This is a genomic window from Pseudooceanicola aquaeponti (genome assembly GCF_050897975.1).
In the GTDB taxonomy this organism is placed as follows: domain Bacteria; phylum Pseudomonadota; class Alphaproteobacteria; order Rhodobacterales; family Rhodobacteraceae; genus Pseudooceanicola.
The window spans coordinates 260,896-286,194 of record NZ_JBPAXY010000003.1 but is presented as its reverse complement, the minus strand read 5'-3'; the positions used below and the strand labels follow the sequence as shown (position 1 = coordinate 286,194).

Genomic DNA, 25,299 nt, shown 5'->3' with positions numbered 1-25,299 from the left:
CCTCTGTGAAGATACCTTTACCAAGTTCCCCGGATCCCCTCCGGCCAGCCCGCCGCGCGCCCTGCCCCGCGCCCTCGGTTCTGGCCGCCTGTGGTCCGCCCTTGGCTTTGGCACCGGATGTGACCGACGGAGGTTGCGATGACACAAGCTGGAGTTTCAACATGCCACAGGACGGGGACGGCAGCACCGTCATCAACATGGCCGGCTTCCTGAGCGCGGCCCGGTTCAACGCCGTGCAAGAGGTCGAGGCCTATTGGGAGGCGATCCGCGCCGGGCGGCTGGTGCCGCGCCGGTCCGACATCGACCCGCGCGGGATCGAACGGGCGCTGGAATATGCCTTCATCCTGGAACGGGTGGCGCCCGGCATCGCGCGGCTGCGCATCGCGGGCTCGCACCTGTCGGATCTGATGGGGATGGAGGTGCGCGGGATGCCCCTGTCGGCCTTCATGACGCCCCAGGGCCGCAACCAGCTGGGCGAGATCCTGGAAGAGGTCTTTGACACGCCGTCGCGCGCCACGGTGGATCTGGTGGCCGAACGGGGCCTCGGCAAGCCCGAGATCGCGGCGCGGCTGCTGCTTCTGCCGATGAAAAGCGACCTGGGCGACATCTCGCGGGTGCTGGGCTGCCTGGCCACCACCGGCGAGATCGGCCGCGCGCCACGCCGGTTCGACATCACCGCGGCCCAGGTCACGCCCCTGCTGGGCGATTTCATGCGCCCGCCCGAAGAGCAGAGCCAGACGGAAGAGAGCCCCGCCGAGACGCACGCGCCGGATCGCAACGCCGGTCTGGCCGAGGCGCCCGCGCCCTTCACCGCCGCGCCGCCCCCGTCTGCCCCGCAGGATGACAGCCCCAAGGGGACCAACGGCGCCCGGCTGAAACCCGGCCCCCGCCCCTACCTGCGCCTGGTCAAGGACGACTAGCCCGCCCGCGAGGAGGCCCGCCAGGGCCGAGGAGCGCCCCCATAGGCGCCATAGAAAAAGCCGCCAGGGATCGCCCCGGCGGCTTTTCCAATTGTCCCAAGGTGCGCCGCAGCGCGCGGGCCTCAGCCGTGCGCGGCCAGGCGGGTTTCGCGCAGGCTCACCAGCTCTTCGGCCACCATGAAGGCGAGCTCCAGCGCCTGAGAGGCGTTCAGGCGCGGGTCACAGGCGGTGTGATAGCGGTCGCTCAGGTCCTCTTCCGACACCGCGTGGACGCCACCGGTGCATTCGGTCACGTCGTTGCCGGTCATCTCGAAGTGCACGCCGCCCGGGACGGTGCCCATGTCACGGTGCACCGCGAAGAACTCCTGCACTTCCGACAGCACGGTGTTGACCTGGCGGGTCTTGTAGCCGGTGTTGGACTTGATGGTGTTGCCATGCATCGGGTCGCAGACCCAGACCACATTGGCCCCTTCCGATTTCACCGTCTCGATCAGGCGCGGCAGATGTTCCGCCACATTGCCCGCGCCGAAGCGCGCGATCAGGGTCAGACGGCCCATGTCGTTCAGCGGGTTCAGCTTGCCCATCAGGACCTTCAGATCCTCGGCCGTGGTCGAGGGGCCGCATTTCAGACCGATCGGGTTCAGCACGCCCCGGCAGAATTCCACATGCGCCCCATCGGGCTGACGCGTGCGGTCGCCGATCCAGATCATGTGACCCGAGCCCGCCAGCCATTTGCCAGAGGTCGAATCCATCCGGCACAGCGCCTCTTCATATTCCAGAAGCAGCGCCTCGTGGCTGGTGTAGAACTCCACCTGGCTCAGCGTATGGGCGCTTTCAGGCGTCACACCGGCGGCCTTGATGAAGTCCAGCGTATCGCTGATCCGGTTGGCCATGTCGCGGAACTTCTCGGCCTTGTCCGAAGCGGTGAAGCCCAGGGTCCACTGGTGGACCGAGTTCACATCCGCATAGCCCCCGGTCGAGAAGGCGCGCAGCAGGTTCAGCGTCGCGGCGGCCTGGGTATAGGCCTGCAACATCTTCTGCGGGTTGGGAATGCGGGCCTCGGGGGTGAAGGCCAGCTCGTTGATGATGTCGCCGCGGTAGCTGGGCAGCTCAACACCGCCCACGGTCTCGGTGGGCGCCGAGCGCGGCTTGGCGAACTGGCCCGCCATCCGGCCCACCTTCACCACCGGCACCTTGGCGCCGAAGGTCAGGACCATGGCCATCTGCAGCATCACCTTGAAGGTGTCGCGAATGCTGTCGGCGCTGAACTGATCGAAGCTTTCGGCGCAATCGCCGCCCTGCAACAGGAAGGCCTCGCCGCGCCCTGCGGCGCCTAGCTGCTCGCGCAGCCGCCGCGCCTCGCCCGCAAAGACCAGGGGCGGATACTTCGAAAGCTGGCCTTCAACGGCGTGCAGCGCTTCCTGATCCTGATAGTCAGGCATCTGCACCCGCGGCTTATTGCGCCAATCGGACTTCTGCCAGGTCCCCATCTCATCCTCCGGGTTTCAAGCTTCTTAGGGGGTCAGCCTATACCGGCTCGGGCCTCAAAGAGCCACAATTCTTTTCCGACGCTTGACGTCGCGGCCAGGCTCTGCGCTTCATATTCCCCACCCCGGCGGCCTCCGCGCCCAACCGGGGGCCTTGCCACGTTGCCGTCAATGTTAGGTCAGCCCATGCCGGAGCCCCGCCCCCCGCTCTCTTCGGCCGCCACAGCCGCCTCGCGCCCGCGCCGTTTCGTCTTTGTCCTGCTGGATCAGTTCACCCTACTGTCCTTTTCCTCGGCACTGGAATGCCTGCGCATCGCCAACCGCATGTCCGACCGCAGCCTGTATAGCTGGACCCTGCACAGCGAGGACGGCGAGCCGGTCAGCTGTTCGGGGGGCGTGTCGTTCAACGTCGATGGCGGGCTGGAAGAGGTCGGGCGCGAAGATTTCGTGATGATCTGCGGCGGCATCGGGGTGAAGGAAAAGACCACCCGCAAGCTGTTGAACTGGCTGCGCCGGGAATCCCGCAAGGGCGCGGCCATCGGCGGGCTGTGCACCGCCGCCCATGTGCTGGCCAAGGCCGGGCTGCTGGACGGCAAGCGCGCCACGACCCACTGGGAAAACCACGACAGTTTCGCGGAAGAGTTCGACGAGGTCACCCTGACCAAGTCGGTCTTCGTCATCGACGGAAACCGCATGACCACGGCGGGCGGCACCTCGTCCATTGACCTGATGCTGAAGCTGATCGCCGATCAGCACGGCGAGGATCTGGCCAATGCCGTGGCCGACCAGCTGATCTATTCCTCGATCCGCACCGACCAGGACACGCAGCGCCTGTCGGTGCCGACCCGGATCGGCGTGCGCCACCCCAAGCTCAGCCAGGTCATCCAGATGATGGAAGCCAATATCGAGGAACCGATATCGCCCGCCCTGCTGGCCAAAGAGGTGGGCATGTCGACCCGCCAGCTGGAACGGCTGTTCCGCCGCTACCTGAACCGCTCGCCCAAACGCTATTACATGGAACTGCGCCTGTCGAAGGCGCGCAACCTGCTGATGCAGACGGATATGTCGGTGATCAACGTGGCGCTTTCCTGCGGCTTCGCCTCGCCCTCGCATTTTTCGAAATGCTACCGGGCGCAGTACCAGACGACGCCCTACCGGGAACGGGGCACCCAAGGCACGCGGCTGTCGATCTGAGGCGGGGTCGCGGACCGCGCCCTTTGCCCAACCGCTTGATTCCCGCCCCCGTCCCGGTCCATATTGATCCTTGGTTACCCAGTGTCGGGAGGTCAGTTCCATGCAAGCTATGCAAGCCAACGCCGTGAAGCGCCGGGTGCAGGTCGTCTGTGCCGTCTTCCTGCATATCCCGCTGGTGGCCCTTGCCGCCTATGCGCTGTCCGAAGGTTTCCTGGATCATCTCAACGTGCTGGCCGTGGCCCTGGTGGCCACCCTGCTGGGAACCGGGCTGATGGTGCCCTATATCGGTCGGGTTCTGGACGCGGGCCCCGAGGGCGCCGAAGCGTCGAGCTGAGGCCGCCACACGCCGGCTACGCGCCTTTTGCGTGGACAGAGACCGTCACCGCGCAGAGGTGTTGCGGCGGCAGGCGACAGCCCTGAAATCACAGGAAAAGATACAGGATCCAGGCCAGCAGCAGCAGCTTGGCCGTGGCCATGGTGACCACCAGGCCGCGATTTTCCGGCGCCCGCAGCCAGTCGCGCCAGCGCTGGCCACGCGGCAGCGCCGCGGCCCCGAAAAGCGCCGCCTCGACATTTGCGAAGACCTGCGGGCCGGGACGCGGCGCGTTGGCAGGCACGGCCAGGACCGGACTGTCATAGACGGTGACCAACTCTTCGATCCAGGCGCCATAGGCCGCGCGCATCTGGGGATCCACGGTCACCTCATGCCAGGCCTCCTGTGCCTCGGCCTCATCCAGAAGACCGAGGGCCAGCTCACCGGCACGTAGAACAATCTCGTCACTCACCTGACCACCAGCCTCCATTCCGAAACGCGCCGAGACCCCCGCCCCGGATGCGCTTCGTACACGATGCAACCGTCGCGCAATCCCGCGCGCGGTTCAATCCGCTTCTCACGAAGACCGCCCGCCTGCCCAGGTCACATATCTGCACATCTTTGATAACGAGCGGGGGCGGGAAAAAGTTTCAGACCAGGAAGACAAGTTTTCTGTCCCGCTGGACAGGACTGCCCCAGGGCCCACCGATGGCCCTGGGGTGGCGCCTTCAACGGGCGCGGAACAGGCAGCCGGACAGGCCGCGCAGAAGGCGCTTTCCGCTGGGGCCCAGCAAGTTACGGGTCACCGCCTAGGGGCGCGCCTGACCCAGCCGGCCCCCGCCCCGCCGTTGCGCGACAAACGCACCCTGCAGCGCGAGGGCGCCACTCCGTTTTCACTGCGCGTAAAACTCCGCCACCGCATCCTCTGCGACCTGCTGAAGAAACGCGGCGTCCTCGGTCGAGATCTCGCCATACATGTCATAGGTATTGCCGACCGCCGAGACGTCATAGAGCGTGGCATAAAGCGTCGCCGCGCCCAGATAGGTGCCCAGTTTCGTCGGATGCGAGTGATCGCGCTGGTGCAGGGCGATCTCGGGGCGGCGTTCATAAGCCAGGGCGAAGGCCCGGCCCACCGGGATCACCAGGGCGCCCAGGCGGTTGCCCTCGGCGGTGTAGCCATCGGAAATCAGCCCGGTCATCTGCGGATCGTGGCGCGCGTGCCCCTCGCCATAGGCCGGGGTCATGTAAAGCGCGGTTGCCGCCCCGGTCTCGGCGATCAGCCCGGCGGCGGTCTCGCTCGCGCCGCCGAACCGGGCGCGCTTCTCCTCGCTCAGCATGGCGCCGGAATTGCCCTGCAAGACCACCAGATCATAGCCCTGCTCGCCACCGAGGGTCAGAAACTGCGCCACCGGCTGCTCGTCCATGTAGCCGCCCGCGATCGCCGCCAGCTTGTAGTTGAACTTGCGATCCGGATAGGCGGCGGCGGCCATGCGGCGGGCGTGGTTCTGCAACCCGTCGCCGTAGTAGAGATAGCTGTTGCCGATGAACAGGATCCGCTCTGGCCCGGCCTCCGGCGGCATCACCAGCGGCCGTTCCTCAGCCCCGACCGTCGAAGCGCCCGCGGTCAGCCCGGCCAGCAGAAACAGCCCCGCGCAAAGCGCGGATTTGAAAGAATGGGTCATGGTCTGATCTCCTCCCTGAGATATGAGGGGGAAGCTAGACAGCTATGACTGATCGAACAAATGCAAAGCTTGGCACATCACTTGCAGGATTTGCACGAATTTTGGGGGGATGGCGCGCAGAAAGCCCTCACCGCGCCCTGAAGATGCTCCCCAGGATACCGCGCACGATGCGCTTGCCGGTGGTGCCCGACAGCTCGCGGATCACCGCCTTTTGCAGGGCCTGGCCCAGCTCGGCGCCCAGGCCCGCGTCGCGCGACGACCGGGTGCTGCGGCGCGAGGTGGTGTAGCGACGGCGCTCTCGCTCTTCACGCTCGCGCGCCTCCAGCTCGGCCTCGCGGCGTTCGGCCTCTTCGGCCTCTTTCGCGGCGGCGGCGGCGCGGCGGGCGAGGATCTCATAGGCGCTTTCGCGGTCGACGGCGCGGTCGTATTGCGCCGCCACCGGCGAGACGGCCATCACATCGCGCCGCTCGGCGTCGGTGATCGGGCCCAGTTGCGAGCTGGGCGGGCGGATCAGCGTCTTCTGCGCCATGCCCGGCACGCCCTTCTTTTGCAGGAAAGAGGTCACCGCCTCGCCGGTGCCGACCTGGGTGATCGCCTCTTCGATGTCGAAATCGGGATTGTCGCGGTAGGTCTGGGCGGCCAGGCGCAGTTCCTTGCGGTCCTTGGCGGTGAAAGCGCGCAGGGCGTGCTGCACCCGGTTGCCCAGCTGGCCCAGCACGTCATCGGGCACATCCGCCGGGTTCTGGGTGCAGAAGTAGACGCCGACGCCCTTCGAGCGGATCAGCCGCGCCACCTGCTCGACCTTCTCCAGCAGCGCCTTGGGCGCGTCGTCGAACAGCAAATGCGCCTCGTCGAAGAAGAAGACCAGCTTGGGCTTGTCGGGGTTGCCCACCTCGGGCAGCTCTTCGAAGAGTTCCGACAGCAGCCACAGCAGGAAGGTGGCGTAAAGGCGCGGGGTCTGCATCAGCTTGTCGGCGGCCAGCACCGAAATGGCGCCGCGCCCGTCGGTGTCGCGGCGCATCAGGTCCGACAGTTCCAGCGCCGGTTCGCCGAACATCTGCGCCGCACCCTCGGTCTCCATCACCAGCAGCCGGCGCTGGATGGCGCCGATCGAGGCGCTGGCAATATTGCCATAGCGCAGCGACAGCTCGGCCCGGTTCTGGCCCAGCCAGACCAGCAGCGCCTGAAGATCCTTCAGATCCAGCAGCGCCAGCCCCTCTTCATCGGCCACCCGGAAGGCGATGTTCAGGATCCCTTCCTGGGTGTCGTTCAGATCCATCAGCCGCGCCAGCAGCAGCGGGCCCATCTCACTGACCGTGGTGCGGATCGGATGGCCCTGCGCCCCGAAGAGATCCCAGAAGATCACCGGAAAGGCGGCATAGTCGAAATCGTCAAACCCGATCGAGATCGCCCGGCTGGTGAAGGCATTGTGCAGCTTGCCCGCCGGATCGCCCGCCTTGGCCAGGCCCGACAGGTCGCCCTTCACGTCCGCAAGGAAGACCGGCACGCCCTGGGCCGAGAACTCTTCGGCCATGATCTGCAAGGTGACGGTCTTGCCGGTGCCCGTGGCGCCCGCGATCAGCCCGTGGCGGTTGGCGAACTCCAGCGCCAGGTACTGTGGATCGCGGCGGTCGTCGCCCGCGCCACCAATGAAAATGCCGTTCAATTCGTCCATGCTTTTCCCCCGCATTTCCGGACAAAACCTCTGTCTGCGCACGGTGCAGAATATTCGCTTAACGAAATCGTGCCAGCCTGTCCTCCTGTCCTTCGTCTCACGTCCTCTTGGCGAAGGACAGACTTCCTCCCTGTCAGACTGGCCGCGCCCCTCGGGGCGCGGCTTTTTTGCACCCCCCCGAAGGGCCAGCCCCGCCCCTGCTGCCCCCGCCGATGCCACCTTTTGCGGCGCCGATCACGCGTGCCACAGGACTGTCATATTTCCGTGTTGACTACCCCCGGCAAAGCGCCTAGCGTGATCTCAAATACAAGTCGGCCAGTCCGACGGGGAGCAAAAATTCTACGGAAAGGGGCCTGTTTCGGGCCCCTTTTTCATTGTCTCACCGCCCCTTGCCGCCCCATCCCCGCGCCGCAGCCCCCCATAGGCCGGTTGTTGCGGAAAAGGCGCCCTGTCCCATGGGCGGGGGACTGACATCCGCGCCTGCCCATGTTAAGCGAACGGCGAAACAATGATCGAAATGGGACCCGTGATGCGTTCTTTCACCAGACTTTCCACCGCCCTGCTGACCGCGACTCTGCTTGCTGGCCCGGCCCTGGCCCAGGACGACCTCGACATGGGCGCCGACACGACCCCGGCAGAGCCGCAGGTCGGCCAGACCTACCAGAAGGAAGAGGTCGGCGACTGGAGCCTTGATTGCATCAAGACCGAAACCGGCGAGGATGAGCCTTGCCAGATGACCCAGCTGATGACCCAGGAAGACGGCAACCCGATCGCCACCGCCGCCTTCTTCAAGACCCCCGAAGGAAGCCAGGCCGTGGCCGGAGCCACCATCATGGTGCCGCTGGAAACCCTGCTGCCCGCCGGTCTGCGCATCAATGTCGATGGCAGCGAGGACAAGGTCTACAACTTCACCACCTGCAACCGCGCCGGCTGCGTCGCCCGTGTGGGCTTCAGCCAGTCCGACCTGAACGCCTTCAAGGCGGGCAATGTCGCCAACCTGACGATCCGCCCCTTCGCCGCCCCTGACGTGGACGTGCCCATGACCCTGTCGCTGTCGGGCTTCACCGCCGCCTTCGACAAGGTGACCCCGGCGCCCGCCGCGCAGCAGTAAGCGCCCGCGACAAGATCCGGTCAACGCCGCTCCCTCGGGGGCGGCGTTTTCATTTGGGCGGATCCCGGTGACGCCAATGAAAAAGGGCGGGGAAACTCCCCGCCCTACGCTCCGCTGCGCCACCGAGGTGGATCAGACCCGTTTCAGGGCCAGCACCGCATTCAGCCCACCGAAGGCGAAGGCGTTGGACAGGGCCACGTCGACCTTGGCCTCGCGCGCCTCGTTGGGCACCACGTCCAGGGCACATTCGGGGTCGGGCTCTTCATAGTTGATCGTGGGCGCCACGATGCCGTCGCGCAGGGCCATGATGCAGGCCAGCAGTTCCACCGCGCCGGTGCCGCCGATCAGGTGCCCATGCATGGCCTTGGTCGAGGACAGCATGACGGTATCGGCATGACGCCCGAAGACATCGGCCACCGCCGCGCTTTCGGTCTTGTCATTGGCCGCCGTGCCGGTGCCATGGGCGTTGATGTACTGCACATCGCCCGGGTTCAGCCCGGCGTCGCGCAGCGCGCCCGAAATGGCCCGCGCCGCCCCCTGTTTCGAGGGCATGACAATGTCGGTCGCATCCGAGGACATGGCAAAGCCCGCCACCTCGGCCAGGATCTCGGCCCCGCGCGCCTTGGCATGTTCGTATTCCTCGAAGACGAAGATGCCCGCGCCCTCGCCCTGGACCATGCCGTTGCGGTTGGCACTGAAGGGGCGGCATCCGGATTTCGACATGACGCGCATCCCCTCCCAGGCCTTCACCCCGCCGAAGCACAGCATGGATTCCGACCCGCCGGTGATCATCACCGGGCTCATGCCCGTGCGCACCATCTGGAAGGCCTGGGCCATGGCGTGGTTCGAGCTGGCACAGGCCGAGCTGACGGTGAAGGTCGGGCCCTTCAGGTTGAACTCCATCGACACGTGGGATGCGGCGGCGTTGTTCATCAGCTTGGGCACCACGAAGGGGTGAACGCGGTTCTTCCCCTCCTCGTAGACCGAGCGGTAATTCTCGTCGATGGTGGTCATGCCACCGCCCGAGTTGCCCAGGATCGCGCCGGTCTTGTGGGCCAGCTCGCCCGCGAAGGTCAGGCCCGACTGCGCGATGGCCTCGCGCGCGGCGACCAAGGCGAACTGGGTGAACCGGTCGTAAAGCGCCATCTGCTGGCGGTTGAACAGCCCTTCCGAGCTGAACCCCTTCACCTGGGCGCCGATGTTGACCAGCAGGCGGTCGGCGTCGCGCACGTCCAGCTCGGCAATGCCGCAGCGGCCTTCGCGCATGGCTTCCAGCGTCTGGGCCACGTCATGGCCCAGGGCATTGATCGTGCCCGCGCCGGTAATGACGACCCGTTTCACGCCTTCTGATCCGCCACCAGTTTCTCGACCCCCGCGACGATCGAGGCGACATCGGAAATGTCGAAATCGCTTTCCTCGGGTTCGTTGGCGTTGAAGGGCACCTGAATGTCGAAGGCTTCCTCGATAGCGAAGATGCTTTCCACCAGGCCCAGGGAGTCGATCCCCAGATCCTCCAGCGTGTTTTCCATCTTCACGTCGGAGGGCTCCAGCACGGCCTGCTCCGCGATGATCTCGATGACCTTCTGCTTGATATCCGCCATGGACCGCCCCCCCTCTGGATCGCTTGCCGCTGATCTAGTCGTTCTGACCCGGCTTGAAAACCGCTTTCTGCAACTCGGACACCTGTTTCAACAGCCGTGGCAGGCGGCGCAGCGCCTTGTAAGTCTCGACATGGGTGTCCATTTTCACCGCCGGATAGCCCATCACCACTCGCCCGGCGGGCACGTTGGTCAGGATGATGCTGGCGCCGCCCGCGACGACCCCGTCACCGATGAAGATATTGTCCGAGACGCCGACCCGTCCGCCCAGCACCACGTTGTTGCCGATCCGGGTCGAGCCCGCCACCGCCACGCCCGAGGCCATCAGGCAATCGCGGCCGACGGTGACGTTGTGGCCGATCTGGCACAGGTTGTCGATCTTGCAGCCGTTGCCGACGCGCGTGGCGCGCACCGTGCCCGCGTCGATACAGGCGTTGCAGCCGATCTCGACGTCATCACCGATCTCGACCGCACCAAGGCTGTGGATCCGCTCCCAGGCCTGGGCCTTGGCCTGGCTTTCGCCGCCCAGGGTGGCGCGCGCCTTTTCCACGGCACCGGCCTCGGGGGTGACAAAGCTGAAGCCGTCGCCGCCAATCACCGCGCCCTGATGGGCGGTGAACCGCGCACCGATGCGTGCTCGGGGGCCGATCTTGACGCCCGCGTGCAGCAGGGCACCGGGGCCGATCTGGGCATTCCAGCCTACATGGACCTGCGGGCCGATGACCGCGCCCGCGCCGATCCTGGCGCCGCGCGCGATCACGCTGAAGGGGCCGATGCTGACGCCCTCGCCCAGCTCGGCGCCCTCTTCGATATGAGCCAGGGGATGGATGCCGGGGGCATAGCCCGCACCGGGATCCAGTATCCGGGTCACGGCGGCCAGCCCCATGCGGGGCCGGGCCACCAGCACGGCGGCCTCCAGATCGAAGGCCTGCCAGTCAGCGCCTTCCCACAGCAGGGCGGCGCGGGCACGGCCCTTGGGCAGGCCTTCGGCAAACTCGGGCTTCATGGCGATGGCGAGATCACGCGGTCCGGCCTCGGCCGGTTCCGCCACGCTGTCGATCTCGACCGTTGCGTCACCCAGCACCGTGCCACCCAGGGCACGGGCGATCTCTTCCATGCGATATGCCATCAGGGGTCCTTCCCGCTTTGCGGGCCGGTTTAGCTGTTCCCCTGATCCAGCACCACCCCCTGGGCCGCCAGCGCCGACCAGACCTTGGCGTCACGACCGTAGACGTCGTTGCGGTAATGCACATGGCCGCGGGTGTCGGTGAAGGCGGTGCGATAGACCAGGTGCACCTGAAGCGGTTCGCGCAGATCCACCTGGGTTTCCCGCCCGGTGGACAGCTTCGACTGGAACACGCCCTGCGGGTCCGCTTCCTGGTAGGACAGCAGGGTATAGGCGAAATCGAAGGGGTCTTGCAGGCGGATGCAGCCGTGGCTGAAGGCGCGCACCGAACGGGCAAACAGGCTCTTGGACGGCGTGTCATGCAGGTAGATGTTGTTGGCGTTCGGGAACATGAACTTCACCAGGCCAAGCGCGTTCGACCGCGACGGCGGCTGCTTGATGTCGAAGGGGAAGTTGGCGCGGGTAAACTGGGTGAAATCCACCGCGTCGCGGGGCACGGTGCGGCCGCGCGCGTCGATCAGGTTCAGGTGACCGGCGGCATAGGGGTTGGCCTTCAGCTGCGGCAGGTATTCGTTGACGGCGATCGAGCGCGGCACGTTCCAGGTCGGGTTGATGATCATGTGTTCCATGACATCGCTGAACTCGGGGCTGCGGCGGCCATCCATCGCCTTGCCGATCACCGAACGGGTACTGAAGACGACCTCGCCATGGTCGATCAGCTTGGCGTGCATGTCGGGCAGGTTCACCCAGACGTGACGCTCGCCCAGGGGGCGGTTGATCCAGCGTTCGCGTTCCATCGCCACGGTGATGGCGCGCAGCCGCTCTTCCTGGCTGGTGTTGATCGCAGACAGGGTCGCGGGGCCCACGACGCCGTCGGGCTCGATGCCCGCGTCGCGCTGGAACTGCTGCACGGCGGCCTCCAGCGCGCTGTCATAGCGGGCCGAGGCGCGCGGGGCGAGATAGCCCATGCGCACCAGCCGGTCGCGCAGGGCGATGACCGCACGGCCCTGATCGCCCGGCTCCAGCTTGCTGGCCTGCACCACGGGGCCATAGCCGCCCGCGGCCATCTCGGCCTGCATCCGCAGGCGGGCGCGCAGCAGGCGCCGGTATTCGGCACGCTGTGGCGGCAGGGCGGCGACGAAGCTTTGCGGCGCGGTGCCGGTGATGCCGTCCAGGTACTGGGCGGCGTCGCGCAGCGGCACTTCGCGCACGATCTCGCTGTCGACCTCCGAGGGCGTCAGGATCCCGGTTTGCAGATCCCCCGCGATATCCAGCCAGATCCGGCTCAGCTCGACATCCAAGAGACCCCGGTCACGGTCGCTGACCGCCGCGCCCATGCGGGCAAGCAGGTCGTCGGCATCCACCTTATCGGCGGGCAGCCCGTGCAGCGGCATCATGCGGATCGCTTCCAGCAGGGCGGCGCGGCGGGCGGTGAACTCGGGGCCTGCCCCGGTCCAGATGGGGGCGAAATCACGGGCGCGGTAGTAGGCGGCCAGGTCGCGGTCGCGCGCGGCCCCTTCGGCCACGGCGGTCTTGAACCCGGTCAGCGCGAAGCCTTCCATGGCCTGGGCCGAGCGGACGGGGGTGGTCAGGGACACCGCCCCCAGGATCAGCGCCAGCGCAGAGGCGCGGCGCAGGCAACGGGCAGCGGATTGCCGAGACATCATGAAATAAACCCTCCGGACCAGGCGAAACGTGACTGAATTATAAGCTCTGAAAAGCACTTGCCGCTGTCTACTCACAAATCGGTCAGGGGGGCAATTCCCCGCAAGACGCGGCATAGAGGAAACGGTTTGCCCTTGCCATGGCGGAAAACCTGACCCGGGACGCGCATATTTGCGCCAAATTCCGCCGATCCGCCATGGTGATGGAACCGTTTGGGTTCCAGAAAAATGGGAACCGTGTCATAAAAGCCGCGCATCTGGGGACGATGGCAGATACCGCCAAACAAGGCGGAAGAAACGAAGCGACGGGACAGCGCTACATGACCAAAGGCAATGCGAGCATTTCGCGACGCGCCCTTCTCGGGGCCTTCGCGGCAACCGCGATCACCGCAGCACCCACTTTTTCCAAGGCTGCTGGTTTCCTTCGAAATGCCGGGGATATCCGGCGGATCAAGATGTACTCGGCCCGGACGGGCGAACATCTGGACATGATCTACTGGATCGAGGGCGAATATCTTCGCGACAGCCTCGACCAGATCACCCACTTCTTCCGCGACTGGCGCGACGATCAGACCAAGACCGTCGATCTGCGCACCATCGACATCATGGCCGCCTCGCATTCGCTGATGGACTGTGACGAGCCCTACCTGCTGCTGTCGGGCTACCGCACGCCCCACACCAACGCGATGCTGCGCTCGAAATCGCGCGGCGTGGCGCGGAACTCGCTGCACATGGAGGCCAAGGCCGCCGACCTGCGCCTGGCCACCCGCTCGGTCAATCAGATGGCCTCGGCCGCCGAAAGCTGCCGCGCCGGGGGCGTCGGTCGCTACTCTGGCTCGAATTTCGTTCACATGGATTGCGGCGCCCTGCGCCACTGGGGCGCCTAAGCCCCCGTATCGCCCCGCCCTGCCTGTCCCGTACCAAGACCCTCGGGCGGGGCCCGCAATTCGGAAAAACCGCCCTTGGGGCGGTTTTTTCATGTCCGGCCCCTGCCCGCCCCCGCTCCAGACCGGCCCCGCGTCGCGCGCAGCAAAAAGGGGGCGATGCCCGGCACCGCCCCCTGCGTGATTTCGGATGGTCCGCCCGGGGATCAGCCCAGCACGTTCTTCACCGCCTTGGCAGTGGTGGCGACGATGGTGTCGGCCTCCTCGCGGGTCAGGCACAGCGGCGGGGCAAAGCCCAGGATGTCGCCCTGGGGCATGGCACGGCCGATGACCCCCATCGAGGCCAGCTCGGCCGCCACGGCGGGGCCGACCTTCTTCGAAGCGTCATAGAACTTGCGGCCCGCCTTCTCTTCCACGAACTCGACGGCGCAAAGCATCCCTTCGCCGCGCACATCGCCCACATGGGCGTGCCCGGACAGCGCGTCGCGCATGGCGCCCAGGAAATAGGCCCCGGTCTCGCCCGCGTTCTGCACCAGGCCCAGCTCGTCGATCAGGCGCAGGTTGGCAACACCGGCGGCGGCGCCGATCGGGTGGGCGGAATAGGTCCAGCCGTGACCGATGGGCCCGTTCTCATCCGTGCCCTGCTCCAGCACCTTCCACATCTTGTCACCGACGATGGAGCCCGACAGCGGCGCATAGGCGCTGGTCAGGCCCTTGGCGATGGTGATCAGATCAGGCTTCAGCCCGTAGTGATCCGAGCCCATCATGGTGCCCAGACGGCCAAAGCCGGTAACGACCTCATCGGCGACCAGCAGGATGTCATGCTTGGCCAGCACCGCCTGGATGGCGTCCCAGTAGCCTGCGGGCGGCGGCACGATACCGCCGGTGCCCAGCACCGGCTCGCCGATGAAGGCGGCGATGGTGTCGGCGCCCTCGCGCTCGATCAGCGCCTCCAGCTCGGCCACGCAATGGGCAGTGAAATCCGCCTCGGACATGTCCAGATCGTCGCGACGGAAGTAATAGGGCGCGGTGGTGTGCAGGATGGGCGCCCGCGGCAGGTCGAACTTGTTGTGGAAGGTCTCCAGCCCGGTCAGCGAGCCGGTCATCACGCCCGACCCGTGGTAGCCCCGCCAGCGGCTGATGATCTTCTTCTTCTCGGGCAGGCCGCGGATGTTGTTGTAATACCAGATCAGCTTGATGTTGGTCTCGTTCGCGTCCGATCCCGACAGGCCGAAGTAGACCTTGCTCATATGCTCGGGCGCACGTTCCATCACCATATGCGCCAGGGTGACCGAGGCCTCGGTGCCGTGACCCACATAGGCGTGGTAATAGGCCAGCTCGCGCGCCTGCTCGGCGATGGCCTCGGCGATTTCCTGGCGGCCGTAGCCCACGTTGACGCAGTAAAGCCCCGCGAAGGCATCCAGCAGGCGGTTGCCGTCACGGTCCTGGATGTGGACCCCCTCGGCGGTCTTGATGATGCGGTTCGGGCTTTCGCCGCGCGCGTGCTGCGCCAGGTGGGTGGAGGGGTGGAAGAAGGACTCGCGGTCCCACTTGTCGAGCTGGTCGTTGGTCAGCATGTCAGGCTCCTGTATCGGATCAATAGCGGCATCCAATCCGCTGAAATTCTTTGGTATTCTCGGGTCTCTTCGCGGCGCCCTGCGGCGCCCGGCTCAGGTCGTGATGCCCCGGGCGCGACAACGCCCAGGGACCTCCCCTGACCGGCGCTGCACCCTGACCCCCGCCCCGGCGCGCGGCAGATCGCGCATTTCGCCCAACAGGCAGGCGCTGCGATCGGCGGCGGTGACGCTTTTCATATCTCGGCTCCTGATTCTGGATTGACGACTCGGCTGGGGTTCCGGCTTCTGTTGTGCACAACATGATCCGAGTCGCAAACAGGGAACCTGCAATCGCGGCGAAATTCGCAGCGAACCGCAGGAAAGGCCACAGGGTGCGGATCATGCTTGCCCATGATGTGTACAAATAGGATGACCCCTGATGTCTGCCAGCAAGGCCCCCTTCTCTGCCGCCGAATACCAACGGCGCATCCGCATCACCCGACAGGCCATGGCCGAGGCGGGGATCGACGTTCTGTTCATCACCAACCCGTCCAACCAGAACTACCTGACCGGCTATGACGGCTGGTCCTTCTACGTGCACCAGGGCGTGATCCTGACGATGGAGGGGGACCCCTATTGGTGGGGCCGCCTGCAAGATGCCAACGGCGCCAAGCGCACCGTCTGGATGGAGCATGACCACATCCTGCATTACGCCGACCGCTACATCCAATCCCAGGACGTCCACCCGATGGAAGACCTGGCCAGCCACCTGCGGATCATGGGCCTGGGCGACGCGCGGATCGGGGTCGAGATGGAGACCTATTTCTACACCGCCAAGGCCCATGCGGTGCTGCTGGACGGGCTGCCCGAGGCGACGATCCTGGATGCCTCGACCCTGGTGAACTGGAAACGCCTGATCAAGTCGGACGAGGAACTGGCCTTCATGCGCCGCGCCGCGCGGATCTCGGAACTGGTAATCAGCCGCGCGGTGGAACTGGCCGAACCGGGGATGCGCAAGCACGACCTGGTGGGCGAGCTGTACAAGACCGCCGTGCAGGGCGAGGAAGACAGCTGGGGCGATTACCCGGCCATCGTGCCGCTGCTGCCCTCGGGCGAGGATGCAAGTGCGCCGCATCTGACCTGGAACGGCGAGGCCCTGAAGAAGGGCGAGGCGACCTTTATCGAGCAGTCGGGCTGCTACCGCCGCTACCACGCGCCGCTGTCGCGCACCGTTTTCCTGGGCAAGCCGCCGAAATTCATGATCGACGCCTCCGAGGCGCTGACCGAGGGGCTGAACAACGGCATCGAAGTGGCCCGCGCCGGCAACCGTGCCTGCGACATCGCCCGCGCCCTGGATACCGCCCTGCTGAAGGTGGGGATTGAGCGCCCGAACCGCGCGGGCTATGCCGTGGGCCTTAGCTATCCGCCGGACTGGGGCGAACACACCGTCTCGATCCGCGCCTTCGATGAAACCGTGCTGGAACCCGGCATGACCTTCCATTTCATGCCAGGCCTCTGGATGGACGACTGGGGGCTTGAGACCACCGAGACCATCCTGATCACCGAGGACGGCCCCGCCGAGACCCTGTGCAACATCGAACGCAAGCTCTTCGTGAAGGACTGATGACCGACCTTGCCACCGCAAAGCAGATGCTGGCAGAGCTGATCGGCTTTCCCACCATCTCGTCCGACAGCAACCTCGATGCCATCGCCTATATGGCCGAGGTGCTGGGCCGCGCGGGTGCGCGGGTCGAGATCCTACGCGATGAAACCGGCCAGAAGGCCAACCTCTGGGCCACGCTGGGCCCCGAGGATCGCGACGGCGGGCTGGTCTTTTCCGGCCATTCCGACGTGGTGCCGGTGCAGGGTCAGGACTGGTCGCGCGATCCCTTCGCCATGCACGAGGAAGACGGGCGCCTTTACGGGCGCGGCAGCTGCGACATGAAGGGCTTCATCGCCTGCGTGCTGGCCATGGCCCCGCGCCTGGCCGAAACCGTGGGCGAGCGGCCCTTCCATTTCGCCTTCACCCATGACGAAGAGGTCGGCTGCCTTGGCGGGCGGGCCCTGGTGGCAGAGCTGGCGAACCGCCCGGTGCGCCCGGCGCTTGCGCTGATCGGCGAGCCGACGCTGATGCAGGTGGTCGATGGGCACAAGGGCTGCTGCGAATATACCGTGCGCTTCACCGGCACTGGCGGCCATGGCTCCACCCCCGAGGCCGGGGTGAACGCGGTGGAATATGCCACCCGCTACATCGGCAAGCTGATGCAGCTGCGCGCCGAGCTGAAGGCCCGCGCCCCCGAGGGCTCGCCCTTCACCCCGCCCTATACGACGATCAACATCGGCGCCCTGCACGGCGGCACCACCCATAACGTGATCCCGGCGGCGGCCATGCTGGACTGGGAAATGCGACCCATCAACGATGCCGACCAGGCCTTCGTGAAGGACGCCGTGGCCCAGTTCATCGCCGCCGAGATCCTGCCCGAGATGCGCCGCATCGCCCCCCAGGCCGATGTGGTGACCGAGGTGGTGGGCGAGGTCTGCGGGTTGCTGCCCATGCCCGAGAATGAGATCCGCGACATGGTCCAGCATCTGACCGGCGCCAATGGCGCCTCTGTCGTGCCCTTCAACACCGAAGCCGGGCTGTTCCAGCAGCTTGGCATGCAGGCGATCATCTGCGGCCCCGGGTCCATCGAACAGGCGCATAAGCCCGACGAGTACATCGAGGTGGCGCAGATGGCCCAATGCCTGGATCTGATCGGCAAGCTGGCGGTGCATCATGGATGACATCAGCCAGCTGTCCGCCCTCGACCGCGCCGATGCGCTGGAGGCAGAGCTACGCGAGCGGATCTGCCTGCTGGACTATTTGCCCGGGCAGCGCCTGTCGGAAACCGAGCTGGCCGAGGAATTCGGCATTTCGCGCACGCCGCTGCGCAAGGTGCTGGCCAAGCTGGAGGGCGCGGGCCTGGTCGCCTCGCGCCACGGGGTCGGCACCTTCGTCACCGAACTGGCCGATGAAGAGCTGGACCAGACCTATCGCCTGCGGCTGGAACTGGCGCAGCTGGCGGCCAAGCTGGACCCGGTGGCACCCAGCCCCGAAACCCTGTCGCGCTTTCGCCGCTTGGCGGAACGAGGCCGCGCCCTGCGCCCCGACCCCGACAGCCCGCGCCCCCTGGCCCGACTGATCTACGACTTCATCCAGGCCCAGGCGGAACTGTCGGCCAATCGCCCGCTGATGGATTTCGCCACCCACCTTTATTCGCAGACCGCGCGGCTTTGGGTGCATTCCCTCTATGCCTCGGATCTGGACCTGGGCGAGGAAATCGCCATCTTTGCCCGCGAGGTCGAGGACATCCTGCAAGCGCTGGAGACCGGCGACCTGGAGGCGGCGGCGCTGATCCACCGCGCCCATGTCTCGATGTCCTGGCGCAGGCTGCGGGCGCGACGGCTGGCCCGGTCTTAACCGCGCTGAAAGGCGTGACGCGCCATGCTGTGCCCGGACAGCAGCGGGCAGGCCATGGCGCTTTACGACCTCAACATCTTCGAGATCGCCGATCTCAGCACCTCGAACCCCTCGGGCTTCAACAGCGCGACCGGCGAGCAATTTTGGCTGGGCTACGACACGATCACCATCAACTCCAGCGCCCGCAGCGATGTGGTCACGGTCAGCGACAACGACGCGTTCTTCGACGATGACGACCTTACCCAGCAGGTCGCCTATGATCAGACCGTGCATGGCAAGTTTGCCCCCGCCGGGATGCTGCTGGAGGCCGAGTATGAGGTCTTCGTGCGCGACAGCACCGGCAAGGTCTACACGCTCCAGCTGGTCTCTGTCGCGGGGGATGCCTTCACCATCTACGGCTTCACCGTGGTTGGCGACATGCCCACCTTCGGCGAACCTCTGACTGTGGTCGGCCGGGCCGACGGGTTGCACGGCTTCTACCTCTATTCCGACAGCGCGGCGGCGACCTGTTTCACCGCAGGCACGCGGATTGCAACGCCGGGCGGGCCGGTGGCGGTCGAAACGCTGCATCCGGGCGCTGCGGTGACCCTGGCCGAGGGGGGCACCGCGCCGGTGGCCCTGGTGCTGTGCCAAAGCGTCACGCGCCAGCCCGGGGGCACCGATGCGCCGATCCGCCTGCAAAAGGACGCGCTCGGGCCCGGTCGCCCCGGCGCGCGGCTGGTGCTGTCGCCGCAGCACCGGGTGCTGGTGCCAGAGCTGGGGGCACTGGTCGCCGCCAAAGCGCTGACCGATCTGCCCCGCATCGCCCCCCTGCCCGATCTGGCCCGGCTGGACTATGTACACCTGGTGCTGGCGCGCCACGCGGTGATCCTGGCCGAAGGCCTGCCCTGCGAAAGCTTCTGGCCCGGCCCCGAGGCGATGAAGACCCTCGGCCCCGAGGACCGCGCGGCAGTGCGCCGGGTGATGGGCGCAGCGCCCGAGCCCGCGCGCCCCTTCCTGACCGTGCAGCAGGCGCGGCGGCGGCTGGCCGCCCTGGCCCCGCCACGCGTCACCCCCTGAGGGCGCTTAGCTGCGCAAACCTTCAGAGATCGGCGCGCGCAGCACCGACAGCGCGGGCAAAAGCGACAGGACCGAGGTGGCCGAGAGGAACATCGCGGCCAGGCGCAACTCGTCCCAGCCCAGGCTGGCGCGGATCAGCATATCGGTGCGCGCCGACAGGATCTGCGACAGCAGCGCCGTGGCCCCCAGCCCGACCAGCAGCCCCAGCAGGGTTCCGGCGATCAACAGCGCGCTGGCCTGGCTCCAGACCACGGCCATGACGAAGCGGCGCGGCGCGCCCAGGGCGCGCAGCATGGCGATCTGGCGGCGGAAGAGCCGGCCAAGGATGATCAACCCGGTCAGCACCGAGGCTGCCACCAGCACCTGGGTCACCACCAACAGAAGCGACATGGCCTGCCGCACGTCCCCCATCACCGCGTAAAGCTGGGTCAACACGGTTCCGGGGAAGAAGGCCATCGAGCGGCCGGTTTCGGTGAAGGCGTCGCGCAGGGCGTAGTTGGCCCAAAGGGCGCGGGCCTTGACCACCACCGCCGGGGTGCCGGGGAAATAATCCGGATCGAAGGGCGGCCCCAGGGGCTCGGCCCCGTGGTCGTCGTGGCCGTCATGGGCGTCGTGATCATGCGCGGCCGCGCCCTCGGGGGCATGGCCATTGGACAGGCCATGCACCTCCCAGACCGCCTCGACCGGGACAAGGATGGCGCGGTCCCAGGGGGTGCCGGTCGGGGCCATGCGGCCCACCACGGTGAAGGTGCTGTGGTCATGGGCGCCCTCCTCGGCCCCGGCGCCATGGCCATGGGCGGGGGTAAAGCTGTCGCCAACGCCAAGCGGCGCGCGCGCGCCCACCACCGCCTCGCCATGGGCCCGCCACAGGCGCCCCTCGATCCGGTCCTCGGCCAGATAGGTGACGAAATCGGCGATCGTGCCCACCACCGGCGCGCCCTGATAGCTGTCGCCATAGGCGAGGGGCGCGGCGATCTCGACGCTTTCGGTCCGCGCGATCCGGTCGAAGGCCGCCCCGTCCAGCAGGGCCACGTCCGAGGGTTGCAGAAAGACCGAGGCCAGCAGCACCGTCATTTCCGACCCGGGGGCGGCGACGATCAGGTCGAACTTGTCCGCCGCCCGGGCCGAGCCCTGGCGCAGCCCCCGTTCCTGGGCGATCAAGCCGATCCCCATCCCTACCGAAACCGCGATCAGCGCGATGAACAGCAGGTTGGTCCAGCGGAACCGCACCAGAAGCGCGCGCACCAGCGGCCAGGGGGCAAAGCCGCGCAACAGCCAGAGGGCCACCGCCAACAGCGGCAGCAGGCAGGCCAGCAGCGTCATCAGATCCTGCGACCAGAGCGGCAGGCTGTCCCAAAGATCCCGGATCATGCGCCCACCTCCGCAGCCGCGCCGCTATCGGCGGAAAGGCTGCCACCCTCGATGGTCAGCACCCGGTCCATGCGCGCCAAGAGCGCCTCGTCATGGCTGACGGCAATCATCGTGCGCCCGGCCTCGCGGGTCAGGGCCACCAGATCCCCAATCAGCGCATCGGCGGCGGCACGGTGCAGGCTGGCCGTCGGCTCATCCGCCAGCAGCACGGGTGCGTCGGCGGCGAGCGCCCGCGCGATGCCGACCCGCTGACGCTCGCCGCCCGAGAAACTGGCGACCGGGCGGTCGGTGCGCGGCAGGCCCAGCCCGTCCAGCAGCGCCTGGGCGCGCGCGGCCAGCGCGCGGCGCTCGCTGCGGGGCCGGAACATGGCGGTCAGGCTGGCATTGGGCAGCGCGCCCAGCTCATCGAACAGCAAAAAGTCCTGAAAGATCATGCCGATGTGCCGGGAGCGAAAGCCGGTGCGCGCCTCGCCCCCCAGGGCCAGAAGATCGGTTTGCCCCCAGCAGACGGTGCCGCTGGCCGCCTCGCGCAGCCCGGCGATGGCGTGCAGGAAGGTGGTCTTGCCCGCCCCCGAGGGGCCGCGCACCCCTACCAGGGACCCGGCGGGCAGATGCAGCGCGGGCAGATGCAACAGCGGACCGTCGGCGCCGGGCACCGCCAGGTCGCGGATCGTCAGCGAAAGGGTCATGGGTTACTGCCGCTCATAGGTGGCATCGCCCAGGCGGATGATCGACCAGAAGCCGGTTTCGGGATCGGTGAACTCCCCCATCTCCAGCCGCCCGCGCGCCAGCATCGGCACGTTGAAGGGGATCACCTCGACCCTGCGGCGGGTGTAGACGGGCAGGATATTGTCAGGCCATTCGATCCCCGGCTCGCAGAAGGGACAGGTGGCCATGGGCATCTTGGTCAGCACGAAGAAGGACGCCTCGGCCTTCAGCGGCGGCGCCATGAACCCCTCCAGCGTGATCCGTTGCCCTTCCAGTTCATGGGCGAGCTCGGAAAAATCGCCGCCCTTCACGTAAAGATCGCGCAGCTTCAGCGGCGCATCGGCGGCGCGCAGCGCGGGCGCCAGAAAGGGGGTGGCCAGGGCGGCGGTCAGCAGACGGCGGCGGGTAAGGGGCATGTGAACTCTCTCGGGCTGAACGGAAACGGAGGGCCCCGGGGGGCCCTCCGCCTGAGTGTCGCGTGCGGGGGCCGATTACTCGGCGTTCACGGCGTAGTTCATGACGTGGAAGATGTAGTTCTGCTCGATGGTGCCATCGAACAGATGCGCCCAGGGGCCCTTGGCGTAGAGGGCCACATCCACGCCCGAGTGGCTTTCCGAGGATTTGGGGATCAGGACCTGCTGGTTGTAGTCCAGATCCTGGGCCTCTTCCTGGGTGATCTCGGGGCGGCCTTCGGGGGCGGCATAGGTGCCGTCTTCCTGCTCGACCATGACCGAGGAGGCGCCGTTCAGGTAGCCGACCACGGTGTAGGGCTTGCCGTCCGAGGCCAGGACCAGATCGCCGGAATGCTCGATGCCTTCCTTGGCGATGTCGAAGCACAGACCGTCGATCGGGGTGCCGCGGCCGCAGTAGCCGTTCATGGCGATGGCGTGCTCATGGTCGGCGGTGACGATGATCAGCGTGTCGGCATCATCGGTCATCTCGTCGGCCAGGGCGATGGCATCGGCGAAGGCCTTGCCGTCGATCATTGCGCGCTTGGCGTTGGTGGCGTGGTTGGCGTGGTCGACCCGGCCGGATTCGATCTCGAGGTAGAAGCCGTTCTCGTTCTGGCTGAGGATCTCGATCGCCTTGGCGGTCATGTCGGCCAGCGAGGGTTCGCTCTCGGGACGGTCGGCCTCGTAAGAGGCGTGGCTGTCACCGAACAGACCCAGGATCGGGCCTTCCGAGATGGCGGTCAGCTCGGCCAGGTTGCCGGCAACCGACACGCCCAGACCTTCGGCGCGCTCGACCAGGTTCACACCGTCTTCGCGACGGCCCGAGCCACCGTTGGGGGTGCCGACGTTCTTGGGAGTGAAGGCGCGGGCGCCGCCGCCCAGGGCCACGTCCAGGGTGCCTGCTTCCATGGCATCGACCAACTGGGTGGCGATGTCACGGCTGTCGGTGCAGTCCTCGGGGACCGAGAATTCCCAGTTGCGATCAACGGTCTTGGCGTAGACGGCGGCGGGCGTTGCGTGGGTCAGGCGGGCCGAGGTGACGGCGCCGACCGATTTCCCGGCTTCGGTCATCAGTTCCGAGAACAGGGTCAGTTCGTTGGCGGCTTCGGTGCTGCAATCGCCGTTGATGGCGTCTTCGCCCACGTTGATCACGTTGAAACGCTGCTTGACGCCGGTGTTCATCGCGCCTGCGGTCGGGGCGCTGTCCGGGGTCTGGGCGTTGATGTTGTAGGTTTTCACCAGCGCCAGTTCGGGGAAGGTTTCATGCGGCTGGGTGTAGTCGTCGCCCAGGCCACCGGCCTGCTGACCGGCCCACATGCGCGACATGTAGTTCGAGGCAACGCCGTTGCCGTCGGCCACGAAGAGGATCACGTTCAGGGCGCGGCCGGTGTTGACCTGCTTGGCCAGGGCGGCCTCGATGGCGGTCTGGCCGTCGACGAACCACTGGCTCGAGGCCTGCGGCAGATCCTGGGCGTTGGCGGCGCCAGCGGCGGCCAGGGCCAGCAGCGATGCGGAGAAGAGGTTTTTCATGAGGGTCGCTCCAGTGGGTCACTATGCGGACCGCACTAGGCGCGGGATACGTCACGGGAATGTCAGAATTGTAAACGTCAGATGACAGTCCGGTCGCGGAACCGAACTGTGCCGAATGTTGCCGACACCCAAAGCGTGTACGATATAACATACACACCCTATCCTGACCTGTAAATCCCCTTCTGTCCCCGCGAAACAGACCGGCCAAGACGCAAGAACCCGGCCCGGCAAGGCCGGACCGGGTTCCGATGGGGTCTTAGCCATGCGCCGCGTCAGCAGGCGCGGGCCAGGCCCGCAGCCGCCGGGCTCGGCTCTCGGGGATCGCGCCTCAAGCGTCGTCCCACAGCTCTTCGGCCACCTTCACCACCAGCTCCAGCTTGCGGCGCTGATCGTCGAAGGTGACCGCGTTGCCCTCTTCGGTCGAGGAGAAACCGCATTGCGGCGCGATGCCCAGCTGATCCATGTCGACGTATTTCGACGCCTCTTCGAACTGCTTCTTCAGCTGGTCCATCGGCTCCAGCTCGGGGGTCTTGGTGGTGATGAACCCGGCCATGATGCGCTTGTTGCCCTTGGGCAGCAGGCGCAGCGGCTCAAGCCCTCCGGCGCGGTCGGTGTCGTATTCCATGAAGTAGATATCGACATCGGCCTGGTTGAAGATCGCATCCGCCGCGGCCTCGTAGCTGCCTTCGGCGGCATGGGTCGAGCGGAAGTTGCCGCGGCACATATGCATCCCGATGGTCATGTCGGCGGGGCGATCCTTGATCGCCTCGTTCAGCATCCAGGCATAGCGGTTGATCAGCCAGTCGGGATCCTGGCCCCGGCTTTCCCACAGGGCGCGGTGCTTGGGATCGCCCAGGTAGGCAAAGAAGATGTCATCCAGTTGCAGATAGCGGCAGCCGACGTCGTAGAAGGCGCCCACGGCCTTTTTCCAGCAGGCGGCCAGCGCGGCGGTGAAGGCCTCGGGGTCCTTGTACTCGTCGACAAAGATATCCTCGGGGGCGGTGCGGAAATGCGCCGCCGAGGGGCCGGGGATCGAGATCTTCGGGCAGACGCCGGTGTGCTCGGCCACGAACTTGAAATGCGCCAGCATCGGGTGATCGGCGGGGAAATCCAGCGGGCCGGTGATGGTCGACACGGTGGGCGGGGTCTTCACCCCGTGAAAGGCGATACCCGCCTCGGGGTCGCGCTGCACCAGGTCCAGCCCGTCCAGCATCCCCATGTAGTCGAAGTGCCAGAAGGCGCGGCGCGCCTCGCCGTCGGTCACGACCTTCAGGCCGACCTCTTCCTGCATCTTGATCAGCGCCGGGATCTCGCGGTCTTCGATCTCGCGCAGGGCCTCGCCGGTGACACCGGCCTTGCGGGCCTCGGCAATGGCGGTCGGGCGCAGCAGGCTGCCGACATGATCGGCGCGGAACGGCGGTTTCAGCGCGCTTTTGGGGGTCTCGTCTTTCATCCGGTGTCCTAACCTGAAGGGGCGGCCCCGGGGGCCGCAGCAAATCGTCTTGGATG

At 66.7% G+C, this 25,299-nt stretch carries 24 protein-coding genes; 9 read left to right on the top strand and 15 right to left on the bottom strand.

Annotation, left to right across the window (positions count from 1 at the left end):
* Positions 1-161 precede the first annotated feature (161 nt).
* Positions 162-920 (top strand): PAS domain-containing protein, encoded by a 759-nt coding sequence (locus tag ACRARE_RS08060; protein WP_432655915.1) that lies wholly within the window; start codon positions 162-164, stop codon positions 918-920.
* Positions 921-1,042: 122 nt separating this feature from the next.
* On the opposite strand, the gene ACRARE_RS08055 is transcribed toward ACRARE_RS08060, so the two are convergent.
* Positions 1,043-2,410 (bottom strand): class II 3-deoxy-7-phosphoheptulonate synthase, encoded by a 1,368-nt coding sequence (locus tag ACRARE_RS08055; protein WP_432655914.1) that lies wholly within the window; start codon positions 2,408-2,410, stop codon positions 1,043-1,045.
* A gap of 183 nt (positions 2,411-2,593) precedes the next feature.
* Here ACRARE_RS08055 and ACRARE_RS08050 point away from each other — a divergent pair, with 183 nt between their 5' ends.
* Positions 2,594-3,601 (top strand): GlxA family transcriptional regulator, encoded by a 1,008-nt coding sequence (locus ACRARE_RS08050; protein WP_432655913.1) that lies wholly within the window; start codon positions 2,594-2,596, stop codon positions 3,599-3,601.
* A 100-nt stretch (positions 3,602-3,701) separates the two neighbouring features.
* Entirely contained in the window at positions 3,702-3,935 is a 234-nt protein-coding gene (locus ACRARE_RS08045; protein ID WP_432655912.1) for a hypothetical protein, read from the top strand.
* An 88-nt stretch (positions 3,936-4,023) separates the two neighbouring features.
* On the opposite strand, the gene ACRARE_RS08040 is transcribed toward ACRARE_RS08045, so the two are convergent.
* The 3 genes from ACRARE_RS08040 to ACRARE_RS08030 form a co-directional block, all read right to left on the bottom strand.
* Positions 4,024-4,386: a hypothetical protein gene (locus ACRARE_RS08040; protein WP_432655911.1), complete on the bottom strand. Its 363-nt coding sequence runs from the start codon at positions 4,384-4,386 to the stop codon at positions 4,024-4,026.
* 421 nt (positions 4,387-4,807) lie between these two features.
* Positions 4,808-5,596 carry an SGNH/GDSL hydrolase family protein gene (locus tag ACRARE_RS08035; protein WP_432655910.1) on the bottom strand — a complete coding sequence of 263 codons (789 nt, stop codon included), beginning with the start codon at positions 5,594-5,596 and terminating at the stop codon, positions 4,808-4,810.
* Between the two features lie 127 nt (positions 5,597-5,723).
* Entirely contained in the window at positions 5,724-7,271 is a 1,548-nt protein-coding gene (locus ACRARE_RS08030) for a helicase HerA-like domain-containing protein (protein WP_432655909.1), read from the bottom strand.
* A 529-nt stretch (positions 7,272-7,800) separates the two neighbouring features.
* On the opposite strand from ACRARE_RS08030, the gene ACRARE_RS08025 reads away from it, so the two are divergent.
* A complete protein-coding gene (locus ACRARE_RS08025; RefSeq protein ID WP_432655908.1) occupies positions 7,801-8,382 on the top strand; it encodes an invasion associated locus B family protein in 582 nt (193 codons plus the stop codon).
* A 132-nt stretch (positions 8,383-8,514) separates the two neighbouring features.
* Here ACRARE_RS08025 and ACRARE_RS08020 read toward each other — a convergent pair whose 3' ends face one another.
* The 5 genes from ACRARE_RS08020 to ACRARE_RS08000 all read right to left on the bottom strand — a co-directional run bounded on the left by ACRARE_RS08020 (position 8,515) and on the right by ACRARE_RS08000 (position 13,252).
* Positions 8,515-9,723, bottom strand: coding sequence for a beta-ketoacyl-[acyl-carrier-protein] synthase family protein (locus ACRARE_RS08020; RefSeq protein ID WP_432655907.1), 1,209 nt, complete (start codon positions 9,721-9,723; stop codon positions 8,515-8,517).
* Complete coding sequence (locus ACRARE_RS08015; protein WP_432655906.1) at positions 9,720-9,983, bottom strand: acyl carrier protein; 264 nt, start codon at positions 9,981-9,983, stop codon at positions 9,720-9,722. The genes ACRARE_RS08020 and ACRARE_RS08015 overlap by 4 nt, the downstream gene beginning before the upstream one ends.
* 34 nt (positions 9,984-10,017) lie before the next feature.
* Positions 10,018-11,109: a UDP-3-O-(3-hydroxymyristoyl)glucosamine N-acyltransferase gene (lpxD, locus tag ACRARE_RS08010; protein ID WP_432655905.1), complete on the bottom strand. Its 1,092-nt coding sequence runs from the start codon at positions 11,107-11,109 to the stop codon at positions 10,018-10,020.
* Positions 11,110-11,138: 29 nt separating this feature from the next.
* The gene (locus ACRARE_RS08005; RefSeq protein ID WP_432655904.1) at positions 11,139-12,773 is read right to left on the bottom strand and encodes a L,D-transpeptidase family protein; all 1,635 of its coding nucleotides are present in this window, start codon (positions 12,771-12,773) and stop codon (positions 11,139-11,141) included.
* Between the two features lie 71 nt (positions 12,774-12,844).
* Positions 12,845-13,252, bottom strand: a complete 408-nt coding sequence (locus tag ACRARE_RS08000; protein WP_432656252.1) for a hypothetical protein — start codon at positions 13,250-13,252, stop codon at positions 12,845-12,847.
* Between ACRARE_RS08000 and mepK the strand changes: the two genes are divergently transcribed.
* The gene (gene mepK, locus ACRARE_RS07995) at positions 13,154-13,657 is read left to right on the top strand and encodes a peptidoglycan L,D-endopeptidase MepK (RefSeq protein WP_432656243.1); all 504 of its coding nucleotides are present in this window, start codon (positions 13,154-13,156) and stop codon (positions 13,655-13,657) included. The genes ACRARE_RS08000 and mepK overlap by 99 nt on opposite strands.
* Before the next feature lie 203 nt (positions 13,658-13,860).
* On the opposite strand, the gene ACRARE_RS07990 is transcribed toward mepK, so the two are convergent.
* Positions 13,861-15,231 (bottom strand): aspartate aminotransferase family protein, encoded by a 1,371-nt coding sequence (locus ACRARE_RS07990; protein WP_432655903.1) that lies wholly within the window; start codon positions 15,229-15,231, stop codon positions 13,861-13,863.
* Positions 15,232-15,649: 418 nt separating this feature from the next.
* On the opposite strand from ACRARE_RS07990, the gene ACRARE_RS07985 reads away from it, so the two are divergent.
* The 4 genes from ACRARE_RS07985 to ACRARE_RS07970 are packed head-to-tail and all read left to right on the top strand — an operon-like array spanning position 15,650 to position 19,729.
* Positions 15,650-16,834: a M24 family metallopeptidase gene (locus tag ACRARE_RS07985; protein WP_432655902.1), complete on the top strand. Its 1,185-nt coding sequence runs from the start codon at positions 15,650-15,652 to the stop codon at positions 16,832-16,834.
* The gene (gene argE, locus ACRARE_RS07980; RefSeq protein WP_432655901.1) at positions 16,834-17,994 is read left to right on the top strand and encodes an acetylornithine deacetylase; all 1,161 of its coding nucleotides are present in this window, start codon (positions 16,834-16,836) and stop codon (positions 17,992-17,994) included. The genes ACRARE_RS07985 and argE overlap by 1 nt, the downstream gene beginning before the upstream one ends.
* Entirely contained in the window at positions 17,987-18,670 is a 684-nt protein-coding gene (locus ACRARE_RS07975; protein WP_432655900.1) for a GntR family transcriptional regulator, read from the top strand. Before argE ends, ACRARE_RS07975 begins: the two co-directional genes overlap by 8 nt.
* Positions 18,671-18,694: 24 nt before the next feature.
* Complete coding sequence (locus ACRARE_RS07970; protein ID WP_432655899.1) at positions 18,695-19,729, top strand: Hint domain-containing protein; 1,035 nt, start codon at positions 18,695-18,697, stop codon at positions 19,727-19,729.
* 6 nt (positions 19,730-19,735) lie between these two features.
* Here ACRARE_RS07970 and ACRARE_RS07965 read toward each other — a convergent pair whose 3' ends face one another.
* The 5 genes from ACRARE_RS07965 to ACRARE_RS07945 form a co-directional block, all read right to left on the bottom strand.
* Positions 19,736-21,100, bottom strand: coding sequence for an FtsX-like permease family protein (locus tag ACRARE_RS07965; RefSeq protein WP_432655898.1), 1,365 nt, complete (start codon positions 21,098-21,100; stop codon positions 19,736-19,738).
* The gene (locus ACRARE_RS07960; RefSeq protein WP_432655897.1) at positions 21,097-21,789 is read right to left on the bottom strand and encodes an ABC transporter ATP-binding protein; all 693 of its coding nucleotides are present in this window, start codon (positions 21,787-21,789) and stop codon (positions 21,097-21,099) included. The genes ACRARE_RS07965 and ACRARE_RS07960 overlap by 4 nt, the downstream gene beginning before the upstream one ends.
* 3 nt (positions 21,790-21,792) lie before the next feature.
* Positions 21,793-22,224, bottom strand: coding sequence for a hypothetical protein (locus ACRARE_RS07955; protein WP_432655896.1), 432 nt, complete (start codon positions 22,222-22,224; stop codon positions 21,793-21,795).
* Positions 22,225-22,299: 75 nt separating this feature from the next.
* Entirely contained in the window at positions 22,300-23,790 is a 1,491-nt protein-coding gene (locus ACRARE_RS07950) for an alkaline phosphatase (RefSeq protein ID WP_432655895.1), read from the bottom strand.
* A gap of 328 nt (positions 23,791-24,118) precedes the next feature.
* Entirely contained in the window at positions 24,119-25,243 is a 1,125-nt protein-coding gene (locus ACRARE_RS07945; RefSeq protein WP_432655894.1) for a 5-methyltetrahydropteroyltriglutamate--homocysteine S-methyltransferase, read from the bottom strand.
* Positions 25,244-25,299: the final 56 nt, after the last annotated feature.

Excerpts from the sequence above, each read along its gene's own strand:
- ACRARE_RS08060 (WP_432655915.1), top strand. The coding sequence starts at position 162 with ATGCCACAGGACGGGGACGGCAGCACCGTCATCAACATGGCCGGCTTC.
- ACRARE_RS08055 (WP_432655914.1), bottom strand. The coding sequence starts at position 2,410 with ATGGGGACCTGGCAGAAGTCCGATTGGCGCAATAAGCCGCGGGTGCAG.
- ACRARE_RS08050 (WP_432655913.1), top strand. The coding sequence starts at position 2,594 with ATGCCGGAGCCCCGCCCCCCGCTCTCTTCGGCCGCCACAGCCGCCTCG.
- ACRARE_RS08045 (WP_432655912.1), top strand. The coding sequence starts at position 3,702 with ATGCAAGCTATGCAAGCCAACGCCGTGAAGCGCCGGGTGCAGGTCGTC.
- ACRARE_RS08035 (WP_432655910.1), bottom strand. The coding sequence starts at position 5,596 with ATGACCCATTCTTTCAAATCCGCGCTTTGCGCGGGGCTGTTTCTGCTG.
- ACRARE_RS08030 (WP_432655909.1), bottom strand. The coding sequence starts at position 7,271 with ATGGACGAATTGAACGGCATTTTCATTGGTGGCGCGGGCGACGACCGC.
- ACRARE_RS08025 (WP_432655908.1), top strand. The coding sequence starts at position 7,801 with ATGCGTTCTTTCACCAGACTTTCCACCGCCCTGCTGACCGCGACTCTG.
- ACRARE_RS08015 (WP_432655906.1), bottom strand. The coding sequence starts at position 9,983 with ATGGCGGATATCAAGCAGAAGGTCATCGAGATCATCGCGGAGCAGGCC.
- lpxD (WP_432655905.1), bottom strand. The coding sequence starts at position 11,109 with ATGGCATATCGCATGGAAGAGATCGCCCGTGCCCTGGGTGGCACGGTG.
- ACRARE_RS08005 (WP_432655904.1), bottom strand. The coding sequence starts at position 12,773 with ATGATGTCTCGGCAATCCGCTGCCCGTTGCCTGCGCCGCGCCTCTGCG.
- ACRARE_RS08000 (WP_432656252.1), bottom strand. The coding sequence starts at position 13,252 with ATGTTCGCCCGTCCGGGCCGAGTACATCTTGATCCGCCGGATATCCCC.
- ACRARE_RS07990 (WP_432655903.1), bottom strand. The coding sequence starts at position 15,231 with ATGCTGACCAACGACCAGCTCGACAAGTGGGACCGCGAGTCCTTCTTC.
- ACRARE_RS07985 (WP_432655902.1), top strand. The coding sequence starts at position 15,650 with ATGTCTGCCAGCAAGGCCCCCTTCTCTGCCGCCGAATACCAACGGCGC.
- argE (WP_432655901.1), top strand. The coding sequence starts at position 16,834 with ATGACCGACCTTGCCACCGCAAAGCAGATGCTGGCAGAGCTGATCGGC.
- ACRARE_RS07975 (WP_432655900.1), top strand. The coding sequence starts at position 17,987 with ATGGATGACATCAGCCAGCTGTCCGCCCTCGACCGCGCCGATGCGCTG.
- ACRARE_RS07970 (WP_432655899.1), top strand. The coding sequence starts at position 18,695 with ATGCTGTGCCCGGACAGCAGCGGGCAGGCCATGGCGCTTTACGACCTC.
- ACRARE_RS07965 (WP_432655898.1), bottom strand. The coding sequence starts at position 21,100 with ATGATCCGGGATCTTTGGGACAGCCTGCCGCTCTGGTCGCAGGATCTG.
- ACRARE_RS07960 (WP_432655897.1), bottom strand. The coding sequence starts at position 21,789 with ATGACCCTTTCGCTGACGATCCGCGACCTGGCGGTGCCCGGCGCCGAC.
- ACRARE_RS07955 (WP_432655896.1), bottom strand. The coding sequence starts at position 22,224 with ATGCCCCTTACCCGCCGCCGTCTGCTGACCGCCGCCCTGGCCACCCCC.
- ACRARE_RS07950 (WP_432655895.1), bottom strand. The coding sequence starts at position 23,790 with ATGAAAAACCTCTTCTCCGCATCGCTGCTGGCCCTGGCCGCCGCTGGC.
- ACRARE_RS07945 (WP_432655894.1), bottom strand. The coding sequence starts at position 25,243 with ATGAAAGACGAGACCCCCAAAAGCGCGCTGAAACCGCCGTTCCGCGCC.